The following is a 14,328-nucleotide window of genomic DNA, read 5'->3' as shown; positions in this document are numbered from 1 at the left end:
TTGGCCCGCGTCTTAAGTGGCAGGCTCCTGCGGGCTCTCGCTTGGCGATGCCCCCGTGCACGATCACCATGTGCGAACGGGTTTCTGCGAGCAACGAGGATTCGCGGCCGCCTCGGCAGTTCCAGCGCGATGTTGCGGCCTGGCAACATTCTCGGGGTGCTTTAGTCGGCAATGGTTCGCCGAATGTGCACGAATGCTGTCCTGAGCGGCTGACCTGCCGCTCCGACGGGCAGCGGCCCGCCCGGACCCGATCCGGGTCCGGGCGGGCTCTCGCCGTCTCAGGCGATTCGTTGGCGCGGCGGCACCGGAAAGCCGCCGCTCGTGGATGTGTCGGGCGGCGGCCTCACCATGGACCGACTCACATGGGCGGCGTCAGTCCATCCTTGCCGACGGCGACGCGCCGGGCGGTGATGCGCCCGTCATCCCCGCGCGCGGCGATCACGAAGACCTTGGCGCCGGGCGTCACGGCCGAGGCGCTGGCGGGCTCGAAGCTGACGACCGGCGCCTGCGGCGGCACCAGGATCTGCAGGGACTGGCCCTGGCCGTAATCGACCGTGAGGGTCCGCTCCGCTCCGCCGCCGCTCGCCTTCACCGTCCCGTTGGTCATCGCGCTCTTCACGCGCGGCGCGTCCGGCGCGGTCGAGCGCATGTCCGCCTTCACCGTCCCGTTGGTCATGGCGCTCTTCACCGGCGCGCCGCCCGCGGTGCGGTCGGGGATCATGTCCCAGTCGTAGTGTCCCTCGCCGGTGCCGCGCATCGCCTCGGGAAACAGCACCACCTCCAGGGCCACCGGCGGCTCGCCCTTCGTGGCGGTGCCGATGAAGACGCCGTCCTTGATCGCGTCGAGGCTCGACGGGACGACCCAGGAGACCTTCGCGTCGGGGGCGAGCGCCACGGTTTCCGACGCGCCGTCGATCGTCTTCAGCGTGAAGCCGCCGCCCGCGACCGCCTCGACGGTGCCGCGCAGGCGCTCGACCTTCGGCGCCGCCTGCGCAGCGGTGGTGACGGCCAGCAAGCCCATCAGGGCGAGCGTCGTGAGTTTTGCCATGGGTACTATCTCTTCTCGCTGCCGGGATCGTCGCGACCGGCGGGACGTGGGGCGGGATCGCGTGACGTCAGCCCTCGAGGGCCTGTGACATCGCACCCGGGTTCGCGCCCGCGCCCGGCCCGGTTACGCGTCCCCGGCCTCTCCCAGGCGACTCAGGAACGGCGCGGCCGCCGCCTCCGCGGCCGCCTCCACAGCGCGGTATCGGCGCACCACGTCGGCGCCCAGGGCGGAGAGGCGCGCGCCGCCGCCGGCCCGGCCGCCGGTCTGCGCCTCGACCACGGGCCGGCCGAAGCCGGTGTTCATCGCCTCCACCAGCAGCCACGCCCGGCGGTACGACATGCCGAGCGCGCGGCCCGCGCCCGCGATGGAGCCGTGCTCGGCGATCATCTCGAGAAGCCGCACCTTGCCGGGACCGAGGCGGTGCCCCGGTCCGAGATCGATGCGGATGCTGAGCCGGGGCGCCTCGCCCGCGGCCGGGGCGGGGCTCCGGAGCGGGCCGGGTGAGGCGCTCAGGCGGGGAGCGCCAGCAGCGCGAGGCCGGCCGCGGCGAGGCCGGCGCCGAGGGCCGGGGCGGCCCGCGTCGCTCCGATCCGCGACGCCGCGACGCCGACGCCGATCCCCGCGGCGTGCAGGAGCGCGGTGGCCGCGAGGAAACCGAGGCCGAAGGAGAGGCCGGAGGCGGTCTCCGGCATCTCGGCCCCGTGGGCGTAGCCGTGGAACACCGCGAAGACGCCGACCAGGGCGGCCAGCAGGGCGACCGGCGCGCGGAGGCCGACGACGGAGGCGAGACCGAACACGACGATGGACAGCGCGATCGCGATCTCGACATGCGGCAGCACCACGCCGGCCAGGCCCAGGCCCGCCCCCACGCTCATCAGCGCCAGGAACGACAGGGGCAGCGCCCAGAGCGCCCGCCCGCCGCGCAGGCTGGCGAGGAGGCCGACCGCGACCATCGCGAGCACGTGGTCGGCGCCCAGAAGCGGATGGAGGAAGCCCGCCTCCGCGCCCGTCGCGGCGCCGTGGCCCGGATGGGCGAGCGCCGCCTGGGGCAGCAGGATGAGTGCCGCCGGCAGGAGCGCCAGGGATGCGGCGGGTCGGGAGGAGAGCAGGCGCTTCATCGAGGATCCTTCGCTGGACCCGCGAAGATGTAGCGCCCTTCCGCCGCCGCTGCGAGGGGCCGGCGAACGATGATGCGGCCGCGCGGCCGCGCGGCGGCGCCGCGAGCCGGGGCCTCAGAGCGACATCGCCTCGTGGACCGCGGATGGGGCGAACGGCTCCGAGAAGGCGGCCCCGACGCCGTGGGTGAAGTGGCGCATCACCGTGGCGGTCTTTCGCCCGACGCGGATCATCGCTCCGATCTCCAGCTCGTGGTCGACGAGCAGGGCGACGCCGGAGGCCGAGACATTGAGGACGTGGCCCTGGAAGGCCTCGCCCGTCGCGGTCGTGACCTGGACGATCTTCTGCCTCGGTACGATTCGCCGGTGAGCCCGGACCGGCTCGGGCTGCAGATCCTGGGCGCGCGCCAGCGTCACGAACTGCCGGGCGAGATCGGTGAGGATCGCGCGCCCGCCCCGGACACAGACGATGAATTCCTGGCCGGCCACGCGGGCGATGCGGGCCTCGAGTGTCCCGATATGGCGGATGCTGCAGGTGAGATCCTCACCCGGCGCCAGGAGCGAGGAGGATCGGAACCGGATGCCCTCGGTCGAGACGTCGGCGGTCACGGCGTAGAAATCGCGACGCCGCTGGTTCCAGCACAGAGCAGGCAACATGACGATGTGCCGCCGAACCATCGCACCCGTATCATCATGAAGAAGACATCGGTGACCTTCTGGGGCCCGAGATTTTTCCGGGCTGTTCAGACAAACCGTAAAATTGGCCTGATCCCAATCTCCGGCGGGCCGCGTTCCCGATGCCGGGCCGCACGGCGCGGAACCAACCTTTCCGTCCCACCTGGGCGATCGGCGCGGGTTGCGCGAACGCCGCGCTCCGAGGGCCGCCGACCGCGGCGGTGCGATCGCGCCACCAACTGAATACAAGATGCATCTTGACCCTATGGCACGGATGCTGCCTTGGGATTGTGCATGCCACACGGCCGCGCAACACTGCCGGTCGCCCCTGGAACGGACGCGGCCGATCCGCACCGCTCCTCCCGCCTCCATCCGGACCGGTCTCATGTTGCGTCTCGCCGCCTGTCTCCTCGCCGGGTTCGTCCTCGCCGGCCCCGCCGCCGCGCAGACCCTGCGCTACGGCATGATGGAGGATCCGGACGCCCTCGACCCGACGCTCGCCCGGACCTTCGCGAGCCGGATGGTGTTCGCGGCGCTCTGCGACAAGCTCGTGGATATCGGGCCCGATCTGAAGCCGGTGCCGCAGCTCGCCACCTCCTGGGAGCTGTCGCCCGACGAGAAGGCGCTGACCATGCACCTGCGCCCGGGTGTCCTGTTCCACGACGGCGAGAAGCTCGACGCCGCGGCGGCCAAGTTCTCGATCGAGCGGCACATGAAGATGCCGGGCTCGCAGCGCCGCTCGGAGATCGCGCCGATCGACTCGGTGGACGTCGTCGACGACCTGACCTTCCGGATCAACCTGAAGCAGCCGTTCGCGCCGTTGCTGGCGCAGTTCACCGACCGGGCCGGCATGATGGTCTCGCCCAAGGCCGCCGAACGGCTCGGCGACAAGTTCGCCACCGCGCCGGTCTGCGCCGGTCCGTACAAGTTCGTGGAGCGGGTGCCGCAGGACCGGATCGTGGTCGAGCGCTTCCCCGACTACTGGAACAAGGACGCGATCCACATCCAGCGGATCGAGTTCCGCCCGATCCCCGACGCCACCGTGCGGCTCACGAACCTGCGCGCCGGGCAGCTCGACCTGCTGGAGCGGCTCGCCCCGACGGACGTGGCGCAGGTGAAGCGCGACGCCAAGCTGAAGCTCGATTCGACCACCGAGCTCGGCTTCCAGGAGATCCTGTTCAACCCCAACAAGGCCGGCTCGCCGGTTTCCGACCCGAAGGTGCGCGCCGCCTTCGAGGCCGCCATCGACCGCAACGCCATCAATCAGGTGGTCTATAACGGCGAGTTCCTGGCCGGGAACCAGTGGGTCAACCCGAAGAACCCGAACTACGTCAGCGAGTACCCGATCCCCAAGCGAGACGTCGCCAAGGCGAAGGCCCTGCTCGCCGAAGCCGGCAAGCCGAACCCGCAGATCACCCTGACCGTCTACGCCAACAGCGAGTCGCCGCAGGTGGGCCAGGTGATCCAGGCCATGACCAAGGAGGCGGGCTTCGACGTGAAGATCCAGGCCGTGGACTTCACCACCGCGCTCGATGCCGCCGACAAGGGCAATTACGAGGCGCAGCTCTATTCCTGGAGCGGCCGCTCGGACCCGGACGGCAACACGTTCAGCTTCCTGGCCTGCAAGGCGGCGCTGAACTATCCCAAGTACTGCAGCCCCGAGGCCGACGCGGCGCTCCAGGCCGAGCGCGGCACCGTCGATCCGGCCAAGCGCAAGGCCGCCTGGAAGGCGCTCGCCGACCAAGTCCTGAAGGACCGGCCGGGCATCTACATCCTGCACCGCAAGCTGCTCTGGGCCTACAGCCAGAAGATCACGGGCTTCGTGCCCTACCCGGACGGGCTGGTGCGCTTCACCGGGCTGAAGCTGAACTGATGCTGCGGTTCCTGGCGCGTCGCCTCGCCCTGGCGGTCCCGACCCTGATCCTCGCCTCGATGATCATCTTCGCCCTGCAGCAATTGCTGCCGGGCGACGTCGCCACCGCGCTCACCGGCGAGGAGCGCGACCCGCAGGTGATCGCCTTCATCCGCGAGAAGTACCACCTCGATGAGCCCCTGCCGGTGCGCTACGCGTACTGGGCCGGCGGCGTGCTGCGGGGCGATCTCGGCGAGTCGATCCGGCTGCAGAAGCCGGTCTCGGAGCTGATCGTCGAGAAGCTGCCGGTGACGCTAGAACTCGCCTGCCTCGCCATGCTGGTGGCGCTCGCCATCGGCGTGCCCATGGGCGTGCTCTCGGCGGTCAAGCGCGGTCAGGCCGCCGACACGATCGCCAACGGCGTGGCCCTCTGGGGGCTGTCGGTGCCCAATTTCTGGCTCGGGATCCTGCTGATCCTGCTGTTCTCGGTCGAGCTCGGCTGGCTGCCGGCCTCCGGCTACGTGTCGCCCTTCGAGAGCCTGTCGGACAACCTCGCCGCCATGGTGATGCCGGCCTTCGTGCTCGGCAACGCCATCGCGGCGGTGATGATGCGCCACACCCGCGCGGCGATGCTGGGCGTGCTGGGTTCCGACTACGTCCGCACCGCGCGCGCCAAGGGCGTCTCGCCCCTGCGCGTCACGCTGCGGCACGCGCTGCCCAACGCCGCGATCCCGATCATCACCCTCGGCGCGCTGGAGTTCGGTCAGCTCCTATCCGGGGCGGTGCTCACCGAGCAAGTGTTCTCCGTGCCGGGCTTCGGCAAGCTGATGGTCGATGCCGTCTTCAACCGGGACTTCGCCACCGTGCAGGGCGTCGTGATCTGCACGGCCGCCACCTACATCGCCCTGAACCTCGCCGCCGACCTGCTCTCGGCCGCCGTCAATCCGAAGCTGAGGCGGGCATGAGCACCGGCAGCGAGATCGCCCGCGCCGAGGCGGTCGGCCTGGAGTCCGCCCCGTCCGGTACCCCCGCCCACGCCATCCTTCAGGAACCCGGCACCCTCGCGGCCTTCTGGCGGCGCCTGCGCGCGCGCAAGAGCGCCGTCGCAGGTCTCGTCATCGTCGGCCTGCTGGTGCTGATGGCTGTGTTCGCGCCCTGGATCGCCCCCTACGACCCGACCGCCACCGACTGGGGCAACGTCCGCGGCGCGCCGAGCCTCGCGCACCCGTTCGGCGGCGACGAGGTCGGGCGCGACGTGCTCTCGCGGATCATCTTCGGCGCCCGGGCCTCGCTCGGTGCCGGCCTCGTCTCGGTGGCGCTGGCCGTCTCCCTCGGCCTGCCCCTCGGCCTGCTCGCCGGCTACGCGGGCGGCTGGATCGACGGCGCGATCTCCCGGCTCACCGACGCGCTCCTGGCGATCCCGTTCCTGATCCTGGCGATCGCGCTGGCCGCCTTCCTGGGCCCGAGCCTCGTCAACGCGATGATCGCCATCGGCCTGTCGGCGACCTCGACCTTCATCCGGCTAACCCGGGCGCAGGTGCGCGCCGTGGCGGCGGAGGAGTTCGTGGAGGCGGCCCGCGCCATGGGCAACCCGCCCTGGCGGATCGCCCGGGTCCACATCCTGCCCAACATCGTCCCGGCGATCCTCGTCCAGGCGACCCTCACCATCGCGGCCGCGATCATCGCGGAGGCGAGCCTGTCCTTCCTCGGTCTCGGCCAGCAGCCGCCGGAACCGTCCTGGGGCGCGATGCTCAACACCGCCAAGAACTTCATGGACGAGGCGCCCTGGATGGCGATCTGGCCGGGCCTGTCGATCTTCCTGGCGGTGCTCGCCTTCAACCTGTTCGGCGACGGATTGCGGGACGCCCTCGACCCGAGGCAGCGCACATGACCAAGCCCCTCCTCGACGTCCGCGACCTCGCGGTCGCCTTCGACACCGACGGCGGCGCGGTCCACGCGGTCAACGGCGTGTCCTACACCCTGCACGAGGGGGAGACGCTGGGGATCGTCGGCGAGTCGGGCTCCGGCAAGAGCGTGCACGTGCTCGCCATGTTGGGCCTGATCCCGCGCCCGCCCGGCCGCATCACCGGCGGGCAGGTGCTGTTCGAGGGCCGCGACCTCCTCGCCCTGAAGGAGCGGGAACTCCGAAAGATCCGCGGCGGCGCGATCGGCTTCGTCTTCCAGGACCCGATGAGCTCGCTCAACCCCGGCATGACCGTGGCGGCGCAGATCGTCGAGCCCCTGCGCATCCATCTGGGCCTCGACGCCCGCGCGGCCCGCGCCCGGGCGAAGGACCTGCTCGATCTCGTGCGCATCCCGAACGCGGCCGCCCGCCTCGACCAGTACCCGCACGAGTTCTCCGGCGGCCAGCGCCAGCGGGTCATGATCGCCATCGGTCTCAGCTGCCGCCCGAAGCTGCTCATCGCCGACGAGGCGACCACCGCCCTCGACGTCACCGTCCAGGCCGAGATCGTCGCCCTGGTGCAGGAGCTGAAGCGCGAGCTCGGCATGGCGATCATCTGGATCACCCACGATCTCGGCGTGGTGGCCGGCATCAGCGACACCGTGCAGGTGATGTATGCCGGCCGGATCCTGGAACGCGGCCCGGTCGACGACATCTTCTCGGATCCGCGCAACGCCTACACGCTGGGGCTGCTGCGCTCCCTGCCGGACCTGTCCGGCGGCCGGGCCGGGCGGCGGCGCCTGCACCAGATCGAGGGCGCGCCGCCGGACATGCGCCACCCGCCGCCGGGCGATCCCTTCGCGCCGCGCAACGCCTTCGCTACGCCCCGCTGCCGGGCCGAGATGCCGCCCCTGGCGCAGGCGCCCGGTGCCGCTCCGGGCCACCTCGTCGCCGCCTGGTACGACCTGCCGAAGCTCCTGAGCCGGGAGGCCGCACGATGAGCGGGCAGGATTACCCGGTCGTCTCGGTGCGCGACCTGTCCAAGCACTATCCCCTCCGCTCGTGGTGGGGCGGCAAGGCCTCGGTGTTCCGCGCCGTAGAGGGGGTCAGCTTCGACATCCGCCCCGGAGAGACCCTCGGCCTCGTCGGCGAATCCGGGTCCGGCAAGTCGACCATCGGCCGGGCCGTGACCATGCTCAACCCGCCGACCTCGGGCACGATCGCCTTCGAGGGCACCGACCTCGCCAAGCTCTCGGCGGGGGCGATGCGGAGGATGCGCGCGCGCATCCAGACCGTGTTCCAGGACCCCTACGCGGCCCTCAACCCGCGGATGAGCGCCGGGGAGTACGTCGCGGAGGCGTTCAAGCTGCACCGGCGGGATATGCGGGGTCCGGAGCGGCGGGAGGCCGTAGCGGCCCTGTTCCAGCGGGTCGGACTCGATCCGCGCTTCATGGGGCGCTACCCGCACCAGTTCTCGGGCGGCCAGCGGCAGCGCATCTGCATCGCCCGGGCGATCGCCCTCAAGCCGAGCTTCATCGTCGCCGACGAGCCGATCGCGGCCCTCGACGTCTCGATCCAGGCGCAGGTGGTGAACCTGCTACAGGATCTGCAGGACGAGATGGGCCTCTCCTACCTGTTCATCTCCCACGACCTGCGGATGGTGCGCTACCTCTGCCACCGGGTCGCGGTGCTCTGGCGCGGGCGGATCGTCGAGCTGGCCGAGGCGGACGCCCTCTACGAGGATCCGCGCCATCCCTATACCCGCCGCCTGCTCGCCGCGGTGCCGGTCCCGCACCCGGCCGAGGAGCGCGCCCGCCTCGCCGCGCGGGACCTCGCCGGCCACGACCAGCCGCCGGACGGGCCGCTCATCGAGGTCGCGCCGGGGCATTGGGTGGCGCTGCCCGCGGGGCAGCACGCGTGACAGGCTTACATTCTCTTTCCCGCCCTCCTCCCTCATCCTGAGGTGCGAGCGCAGCGAGCCTCGCGGGATAGCTCAGGCCGGCCTTGGGATCCCTGAGGCCCTCCTCCGAGGCCTCCGCTGCGCTCCGGCACCTCAGAATGAGGTCGCGTCTTGGATCAAGCCATCCCGTCTCCCTGAGGCGGTCATCACAGCAGGACATCCCGTGAGAGACTTCTCCGCCCCCGGCCGCTCCCCGGTCTACGCCGCCAACGCCGCCGTCGCGACCTCGCACCCGCTGTCGACGCTCGCCGCCGTCGAGGTGCTGCGCGCGGGCGGCAACGCCGTCGATGCCGGCATCGCGGCGGTGGCCGTGCAATGCGTGGTCGATCCGCTGATGACCGGCATCGGCGGCGACTGCTTCGCCCTCTACGCCCCCGCCGGCGCCAGCAAGCCGATCGCCCTCGACGGCTCGGGCCGGGCGCCGGCCGCCGCCACACCCGAATGGTACGCCGAGCACGGCGTCGGGATCACGCCGACCTCGCCGCACGCCGTGACGGTGCCGGGCGCGGTCGCGGCCTGGGACCTGCTGGTGCGCGAGCACGGCACCCGCTCCCTCGGCGAGCTGCTCCAGCCGGCGATCCGCTACGCGGAGGACGGGTTCGTCGTCCAGCAGCGGGTGGGCTGGGACTGGCTGCGCGGCGCCGAGCGCGTCGCCGCGGACCCGCACGCCGCCGAGACCTACCTGCCCGGCGGGAGACCGCCGGCGATCGGCAGCGTCGTCCGTCTGCCGAAGCTCGCCGCGACGCTCCGGGCGATCGCCGAGGCGGGTGCGCGCGCCTTCTACACAGGCCCCGTCGCCGAGGACATGGTGAGCCGGCTGAACGCCCTCGGCGGCCTGCACACCCTGGACGACTTCGCGGCCGCCAGGCCCGACATCGTCACGCCGGTCTCGACCCGCTACCGCGGCTACGACGTCTACGAGTGCCCGCCCGCCGGCCAGGGGCTGGCGGCGCTGATGATGCTCAACGTGCTCTCGCACTACGACGTCGGCGCCCTCTCGGACCTCGACCGGCTCCACCTCTTCGCCGAGGTGTGCAAGCAGGGCTACCATCACCGCGACGTCCTGTTCGGCGACGCCGCCCTCGCCAACGTGCCGATCGAGCACCTGCTCTCCGACGCCTGGAAAGCCGCCGCCCACGGGGCGATCGACATGGGCCGGGCCCGGGAGCCCGAGATCTATCCCGAGATCGCCCGCGAGATGGCCGAGGGCCGCGCCCACAAGGACACGGTCTATCTCTGCGTGGTCGACCGGGACGGCAACGCACTGTCGCTGATCAACTCGATCTTCCAGGGCTTCGGCTCCGGCATCCTGGCACCCGAGAGCGGCGTGCTGCTGCACAACCGCGGCCTGTCGTTCCGCACGGAGGGCGGCCACCCGAACAGCGTCGGGCCGGGCAAGCGGCCGATGCACACGATCATCCCGGGCATGCTGATGAAGGACGGGCAGGCCGTCGCGCCGTTCGGCGTCATGGGCGGCCACTACCAGGCCATGGGCCATGTCGAGCTGCTCTCCGGCCTGCTCGACCGGGGCCTCGACGTGCAGGAGGCCCTCGATGCGCCGCGCAGCTTCGCCTACGGCGGCAGCCTGGAGGTGGAAGGCGGGATCCCCGATGCGGTGATGGCGGGGCTCAAGGAGCGCGGCCACCCGGCGATCCGCGCGCCGCTGCCGCTCGGCGGCGGCCAGATCATCTGGATCGACCGGAAGGCCGGCACGCTGGCGGCGGGCTCGGACCCGCGCAAGGATGGGGCGGCGCTGGGGTATTGATGCGTATGTGAGGATGGGCGCCTCCGGCGCTCATCCTTCGGTGCGGGCAACGGCGAGCCTTGTCAGCACATCGTCTTTGCGAGCGGAGCGAAGCGATCCCGGGTGGCGCCACGCTGAGCGATCGCGTGCTGCCCTGGGCCACTTCGCTCCGCTCGTGATGACGGCGTTGCGGATCGAGACCGCCGATCAGTCGATATCCTCGACCGCCTCGCCGCCGCCGTAGACCCGCTGGGCCAGCGAGGCCTCCATGAACGGGTCGAGGTCGCCGTCGAGCACCTCGTCCGGATCGGTGGACTGGGTGCCGGTGCGCAGGTCCTTCACCAGCTGGTACGGCTGCAGCACGTAGGACCGGATCTGGTGGCCCCAGCCGATATCCGTCTTGGCGGCGGCCTCGGCGTTGGCCTTCTCCTCGCGCTTCTTCAGCTCCAGCTCGTACAGGCGGGCGCGCAGCATGTTCCAGGCGGTCGCCCGGTTCTTGTGCTGCGAACGCTCCTGCTGACACGCCACCACGATCCCGGTGGGATTGTGGGTGATGCGCACCGCCGAGTCGGTGGTGTTGACGTGCTGGCCGCCGGCGCCGGACGACCGGTAGGTGTCGATCCGGCAGTCGGATTCCTTGATCTCGATCTCGATCCGGTCGTCGATCACCGGGTAGACCCAGACGCTGGCGAAGCTGGTGTGCCGCCGCGCGCTGGAATCGTAGGGCGAGATCCGCACCAGCCGGTGCACGCCGGACTCGGTCTTGAGCCACCCGTAGGCGTTGTGGCCCTTGATCAGGAGCGTGGCGCCCTTGATCCCGGCCTCCTCGCCGTCAGTCATCTCGACGACCTCGACCTTGTACTTCCGGCGTTCGGCCCAGCGGGCGTACATGCGCTGGAGCATGTTGGCCCAGTCCTGGCTCTCGGTGCCGCCGGCGCCCGCATGCACTTCGAGATAGGTGTCGAAGCCGTCGGCCTCGCCGGACAGTAGGGTCTCGACCTGCCGGCTCGCGGCCTCCTTCTCGACGGCCAGGATCGCCGCCTCGCCCTCTCGGATCGAGGATTCGTCACCCTCCATCTCGCCGAGTTCGATCAGCGTGGCGCCGTCCTCGAGGTCGCGCTCGAGCTTCTTGATCGCCGTGACGGCCTCGTCGAGCTGCTGGCGCTCGCGCATGACCTTCTGGGCGGCCTCGGCATCGTTCCAGAGGTCGGGGTCCTCGGAGGCTGCGTTCAGCTCCGCGAGGCGTTTATCGACTGTGTCCCAGTCAAAGATGCCTCCTCAGCAGCCCTATAGACTGCTTGGCGGCATCCGAGGCTTGCTCGATCTCGGCGCGCATCTGGTTTTTCGGGGATGGGGTGCGGGGAAGGGGTTTGGTGTCGGGCGGGGGTGATAGCCCCCGGGGACCGACCTGTAAACGCCGCCAAGCCGTCCAACCCTCCCCCCGTGCGGCGCCCGACCGCAGGGATGCGCGCGAGCCGGTCCGCGCCGGGCGCGTTGTCGGGCACGGACGAAGGAGGCTTGTAGATGGCGGATGACGATCACGCGGCGACGTGGAAGGACTTCAACGAGGCCGTCAACATGACGCCGGCCGCGCTGAAGAAGCACCTCGACAGCGACGCCAGCAAGGAGGTCGGCCAGAAGAAGGACGGCGATGAATCGACCGGCCACGAGATGGGCCGGCGCATCCTGGCCATCAAGGACAAGAAGAAAGCGGATCTGACCGACGACGACTACACTGCCATGCGCAAGGTCGTGGGCTACGTCCACCGCCACCTCAAGCAGGGCGGCGCGGCCCGGAAGGATCCGGACTCACCCTGGCGGATGTCGCTGATGAACTGGGGCCACGATCCGCACAAGGATTGAGGCCCCGGAGCGCCCGGCGGCTCAGTACCGCGGCGGCACGATGTAGGACGGGGCGATCACGTACTCCCGCGGCCGCTTGCGCGCGCCGAACCGGCCCTCGGTGATCTGGTCGTTGTAGTAATCGAACCCGGTGTAGCCGAAGCCGCCGCCGTTCATCACCTCGGCCACCGGGACCGCCGGCTGGGCGAGGTCGGGCCGGCCCGGCGGTACGACGACCTGGCAGCAGCCGTCGGTCTCCAGGACGGTCGGGCCGTTCGGGGCGGTGAACACGAAGGCGCGAGGTTGGAAGGGCGCCGCCGGGTAGGCGGCGTCCGAGGCCGAGGCGCCCTGCCCCGCAAGGAGGGCGAAGAGTCCGGCGGCGATCAGGGTCTTGGTGCTCACGCGATGCTCCGTCAGGGGGCCGGACGAGCCGGCATCTGGCCTACAGTCTAGCTGATCGCGGGCGGCTTGTCCGTCGGATCCGAATCGACCGGTTACCGAAATCCCGGGCGGGATCAGCCGCGCGCGCGCAGCACGACCTGCGGGCTCGCCGGAACGGGGCGGCAATCCGTCATGAAGGCGTTGACCGGCAACGGCTTCGAGTCGCACGCGTACACGTCCGCCGGTCCCGGCGCGGGGATCGGATCCCGGGCGATGATCGGGTTCGGCGCGCAGGCCGAGGCCGCGGCGGCGAGCAGCAGGGCGGCAATCAGGTTCAGGCGGCGCATGCGACACTCGGGACGCGGGAAGACCCCCGCACCTGACCCTGGCCATCGCGCCCCGCCCTGACAAGCGCCGGCGCGGGGCGCCGACACCTTTGACCGGGTCTGTCGCCCCGCGGCAACAATCTGCGCGGGCCCGGCTACCCGGCCCGGGCCATCGGCACGACGTTGTGCAGCGTCTTGTCGGTGCCGTCGAAGAACCGCCGGATGTTTCGCGCCGCCTGCCGGATGCGCTGCTCGTTCTCCACGAGGGCGATGCGGACGTACTCGTCGCCGAACTCGCCGAAGCCGATGCCGGGCGCGACCGCCACGTCGGACTTCTCCAGCAGCAGCTTGGAGAATTCGAGGCTGCCCAGCTCCCGGTAGCGCTCGGGGATCGGGACCCAGGCGAACATCGAGGAGGCGGGCGACGGGATGGTCCAGCCGGCCTTGCCGAAGGATTCCACCAGCGCGTCGCGGCGCTTCCTGTAGATGCTGCGCATCTCGTGGATGCAGTCGTCCGGCCCGTTGAGCGCGGCGGTCGCGGCGACCTGGATCGGCGTGAAGGCGCCGTAATCGAGGTAGGACTTCACCCGGGTGAGTGCCGCGAGCAGGCGCTCGTTGCCCACCGCGAAGCCCATCCGCCAGCCGGCCATCGAGTAGGTCTTCGACAGCGAGGTGAACTCCACCGTGCAGTCGATGGCGCCGGGCACCTGCAGGACCGAGGGCGGCGGGTTGTTGTCGAAGTAGACCTCCGCGTAGGCGAGGTCCGACAGCAGGATCAGCTCGTGCTGCTTCGCGAAGGCCACGAGGTCCCGATAGAAGTCGAGGCTCGCCACGTAGGCGGTCGGGTTCGACGGGTAGCACACGACCAGCGCCACCGGCTTCGGGATCGAGTGGCGCATGGCCCGCTCCAGGGCGGGGAACATCGCGGGAGTCGGCTCGGCCGGCACGGAGCGGATGACGCCGCCGGCCATCAGGAAGCCGAAGGCGTGGATCGGGTAGCTCGGGTTCGGCACCAGCACGACGTCGCCCGGCGCGGTGATCGCCTGGGCCATGTTGGCGAACCCTTCCTTCGACCCGAGGGTCGCCACCACCTGGGTGTCGGGGTTCAGGGTCACGCCGAAGCGCCGCTGGTAATAGCCCGCCTGGGCCTTGCGCAGGCCCGCGATGCCCTTGGAGGCCGAGTAGCGATCCGTGCGCGGCCGCCCGGCCGTCTCGCACAGCTTGGCGATCACGTGCTTCGGGGCGTCCAGATCCGGGTTGCCCATGCCGAGATCGATGATGTCGGCGCCCTGCGCTCGGGCGGCGGCCTTGATCCGGTTGACCTGCTCGAAGACGTAGGGCGGCAGTCGCTTGATGCGGTGGAAGTCGGTCATGGGCGTGTCCATCGGCGCGTCCCGGATCCGGCGTCTCTCGTCTGGGCCGGTCGGGCGAACCACTTGCTCTAGCAGAGTTGCGGGCCGTCGCCGACCCAGAAAAAGGGCC

General features: G+C 70.9%; 15 protein-coding genes. 7 read left to right on the top strand and 8 right to left on the bottom strand.

What is annotated here, in order from left to right:
* Nucleotides 1-358 precede the first annotated feature (358 nt).
* From ME121_RS11125 to ME121_RS11110, 4 genes are all read right to left on the bottom strand, one after another.
* On the bottom strand, nt 359-1,048 hold the full coding sequence (locus tag ME121_RS11125) for a hypothetical protein (RefSeq protein WP_012321991.1): 690 nt from the start codon (nt 1,046-1,048) through the stop codon (nt 359-361).
* A gap of 123 nt (nt 1,049-1,171) precedes the next feature.
* On the bottom strand, nt 1,172-1,450 hold the full coding sequence (locus tag ME121_RS11120) for a winged helix-turn-helix domain-containing protein (protein WP_024828303.1): 279 nt from the start codon (nt 1,448-1,450) through the stop codon (nt 1,172-1,174).
* 107 nt (nt 1,451-1,557) lie between these two features.
* The gene (locus ME121_RS11115) at nt 1,558-2,166 is read right to left on the bottom strand and encodes a HupE/UreJ family protein (RefSeq protein WP_059408846.1); all 609 of its coding nucleotides are present in this window, start codon (nt 2,164-2,166) and stop codon (nt 1,558-1,560) included.
* 114 nt (nt 2,167-2,280) lie between these two features.
* The gene (locus tag ME121_RS11110) at nt 2,281-2,820 is read right to left on the bottom strand and encodes a PilZ domain-containing protein (protein ID WP_012321989.1); all 540 of its coding nucleotides are present in this window, start codon (nt 2,818-2,820) and stop codon (nt 2,281-2,283) included.
* 403 nt (nt 2,821-3,223) lie between these two features.
* On the opposite strand from ME121_RS11110, the gene ME121_RS11105 reads away from it, so the two are divergent.
* From ME121_RS11105 to ggt, 6 genes are all read left to right on the top strand, one after another.
* A complete protein-coding gene (locus ME121_RS11105; protein ID WP_012321988.1) occupies nt 3,224-4,711 on the top strand; it encodes an ABC transporter substrate-binding protein in 1,488 nt (495 codons plus the stop codon).
* Complete coding sequence (locus ME121_RS11100; protein WP_029359158.1) at nt 4,711-5,655, top strand: ABC transporter permease; 945 nt, start codon at nt 4,711-4,713, stop codon at nt 5,653-5,655. Before ME121_RS11105 ends, ME121_RS11100 begins: the two co-directional genes overlap by 1 nt.
* Complete coding sequence (locus tag ME121_RS11095; protein ID WP_043074915.1) at nt 5,652-6,581, top strand: ABC transporter permease; 930 nt, start codon at nt 5,652-5,654, stop codon at nt 6,579-6,581. Before ME121_RS11100 ends, ME121_RS11095 begins: the two co-directional genes overlap by 4 nt.
* A complete protein-coding gene (locus tag ME121_RS11090) occupies nt 6,578-7,594 on the top strand; it encodes an ABC transporter ATP-binding protein (protein ID WP_043074914.1) in 1,017 nt (338 codons plus the stop codon). Before ME121_RS11095 ends, ME121_RS11090 begins: the two co-directional genes overlap by 4 nt.
* Nucleotides 7,591-8,514, top strand: a complete 924-nt coding sequence (locus ME121_RS11085) for an ABC transporter ATP-binding protein (protein ID WP_012321984.1) — start codon at nt 7,591-7,593, stop codon at nt 8,512-8,514. Before ME121_RS11090 ends, ME121_RS11085 begins: the two co-directional genes overlap by 4 nt.
* Nucleotides 8,515-8,716: 202 nt before the next feature.
* A complete protein-coding gene (gene ggt, locus ME121_RS11080) occupies nt 8,717-10,318 on the top strand; it encodes a gamma-glutamyltransferase (RefSeq protein ID WP_059408845.1) in 1,602 nt (533 codons plus the stop codon).
* Between the two features lie 186 nt (nt 10,319-10,504).
* Here ggt and prfB read toward each other — a convergent pair.
* Nucleotides 10,505-11,633, bottom strand: a protein-coding gene (gene prfB / locus ME121_RS11075; protein ID WP_106427873.1) for a peptide chain release factor 2 whose coding sequence is annotated in 2 segments (ribosomal slippage) — nt 10,505-11,563 and nt 11,565-11,633 — 1,128 coding nt in all. Because the reading frame shifts where the segments join, the coding sequence is not laid out codon by codon here.
* 188 nt (nt 11,634-11,821) lie between these two features.
* Here prfB and ME121_RS11070 point away from each other — a divergent pair.
* Nucleotides 11,822-12,160, top strand: a complete 339-nt coding sequence (locus ME121_RS11070) for a DUF3140 domain-containing protein (protein ID WP_024828311.1) — start codon at nt 11,822-11,824, stop codon at nt 12,158-12,160.
* 21 nt (nt 12,161-12,181) lie between these two features.
* Here ME121_RS11070 and ME121_RS11065 read toward each other — a convergent pair whose 3' ends face one another.
* From ME121_RS11065 to ME121_RS11055, 3 genes are all read right to left on the bottom strand, one after another.
* Nucleotides 12,182-12,541, bottom strand: a complete 360-nt coding sequence (locus tag ME121_RS11065) for a hypothetical protein (RefSeq protein ID WP_059408844.1) — start codon at nt 12,539-12,541, stop codon at nt 12,182-12,184.
* A 113-nt stretch (nt 12,542-12,654) separates the two neighbouring features.
* The gene (locus ME121_RS11060) at nt 12,655-12,867 is read right to left on the bottom strand and encodes a hypothetical protein (protein ID WP_012321979.1); all 213 of its coding nucleotides are present in this window, start codon (nt 12,865-12,867) and stop codon (nt 12,655-12,657) included.
* Between the two features lie 134 nt (nt 12,868-13,001).
* Nucleotides 13,002-14,219, bottom strand: coding sequence for an LL-diaminopimelate aminotransferase (locus ME121_RS11055; RefSeq protein ID WP_024828312.1), 1,218 nt, complete (start codon nt 14,217-14,219; stop codon nt 13,002-13,004).
* Nucleotides 14,220-14,328: the final 109 nt, after the last annotated feature.

Source organism: Methylobacterium sp. ME121, assembly GCF_000974725.1.
GTDB classification, from domain to species: Bacteria; Pseudomonadota; Alphaproteobacteria; order Rhizobiales; family Beijerinckiaceae; genus Methylobacterium; species Methylobacterium radiotolerans.
Note: the sequence above shows the minus strand (reverse complement) of the source record. Positions and strands in the feature narration are given on the sequence as shown.

What these genes read in the sequence shown, in the direction of transcription:
- ME121_RS11110 (WP_012321989.1), bottom strand. Translation starts at nt 2,820, where the DNA reads ATGTTGCCTGCTCTGTGCTGGAACCAGCGGCGTCGCGATTTCTACGCC.
- ME121_RS11055 (WP_024828312.1), bottom strand. Translation starts at nt 14,219, where the DNA reads ATGACCGACTTCCACCGCATCAAGCGACTGCCGCCCTACGTCTTCGAG.
- ME121_RS11085 (WP_012321984.1), top strand. Translation starts at nt 7,591, where the DNA reads ATGAGCGGGCAGGATTACCCGGTCGTCTCGGTGCGCGACCTGTCCAAG.
- ME121_RS11105 (WP_012321988.1), top strand. Translation starts at nt 3,224, where the DNA reads ATGTTGCGTCTCGCCGCCTGTCTCCTCGCCGGGTTCGTCCTCGCCGGC.
- ME121_RS11060 (WP_012321979.1), bottom strand. Translation starts at nt 12,867, where the DNA reads ATGCGCCGCCTGAACCTGATTGCCGCCCTGCTGCTCGCCGCCGCGGCC.
- ME121_RS11100 (WP_029359158.1), top strand. Translation starts at nt 4,711, where the DNA reads ATGCTGCGGTTCCTGGCGCGTCGCCTCGCCCTGGCGGTCCCGACCCTG.
- ME121_RS11070 (WP_024828311.1), top strand. Translation starts at nt 11,822, where the DNA reads ATGGCGGATGACGATCACGCGGCGACGTGGAAGGACTTCAACGAGGCC.
- ME121_RS11095 (WP_043074915.1), top strand. Translation starts at nt 5,652, where the DNA reads ATGAGCACCGGCAGCGAGATCGCCCGCGCCGAGGCGGTCGGCCTGGAG.
- ME121_RS11125 (WP_012321991.1), bottom strand. Translation starts at nt 1,048, where the DNA reads ATGGCAAAACTCACGACGCTCGCCCTGATGGGCTTGCTGGCCGTCACC.
- ME121_RS11115 (WP_059408846.1), bottom strand. Translation starts at nt 2,166, where the DNA reads ATGAAGCGCCTGCTCTCCTCCCGACCCGCCGCATCCCTGGCGCTCCTG.
- ME121_RS11090 (WP_043074914.1), top strand. Translation starts at nt 6,578, where the DNA reads ATGACCAAGCCCCTCCTCGACGTCCGCGACCTCGCGGTCGCCTTCGAC.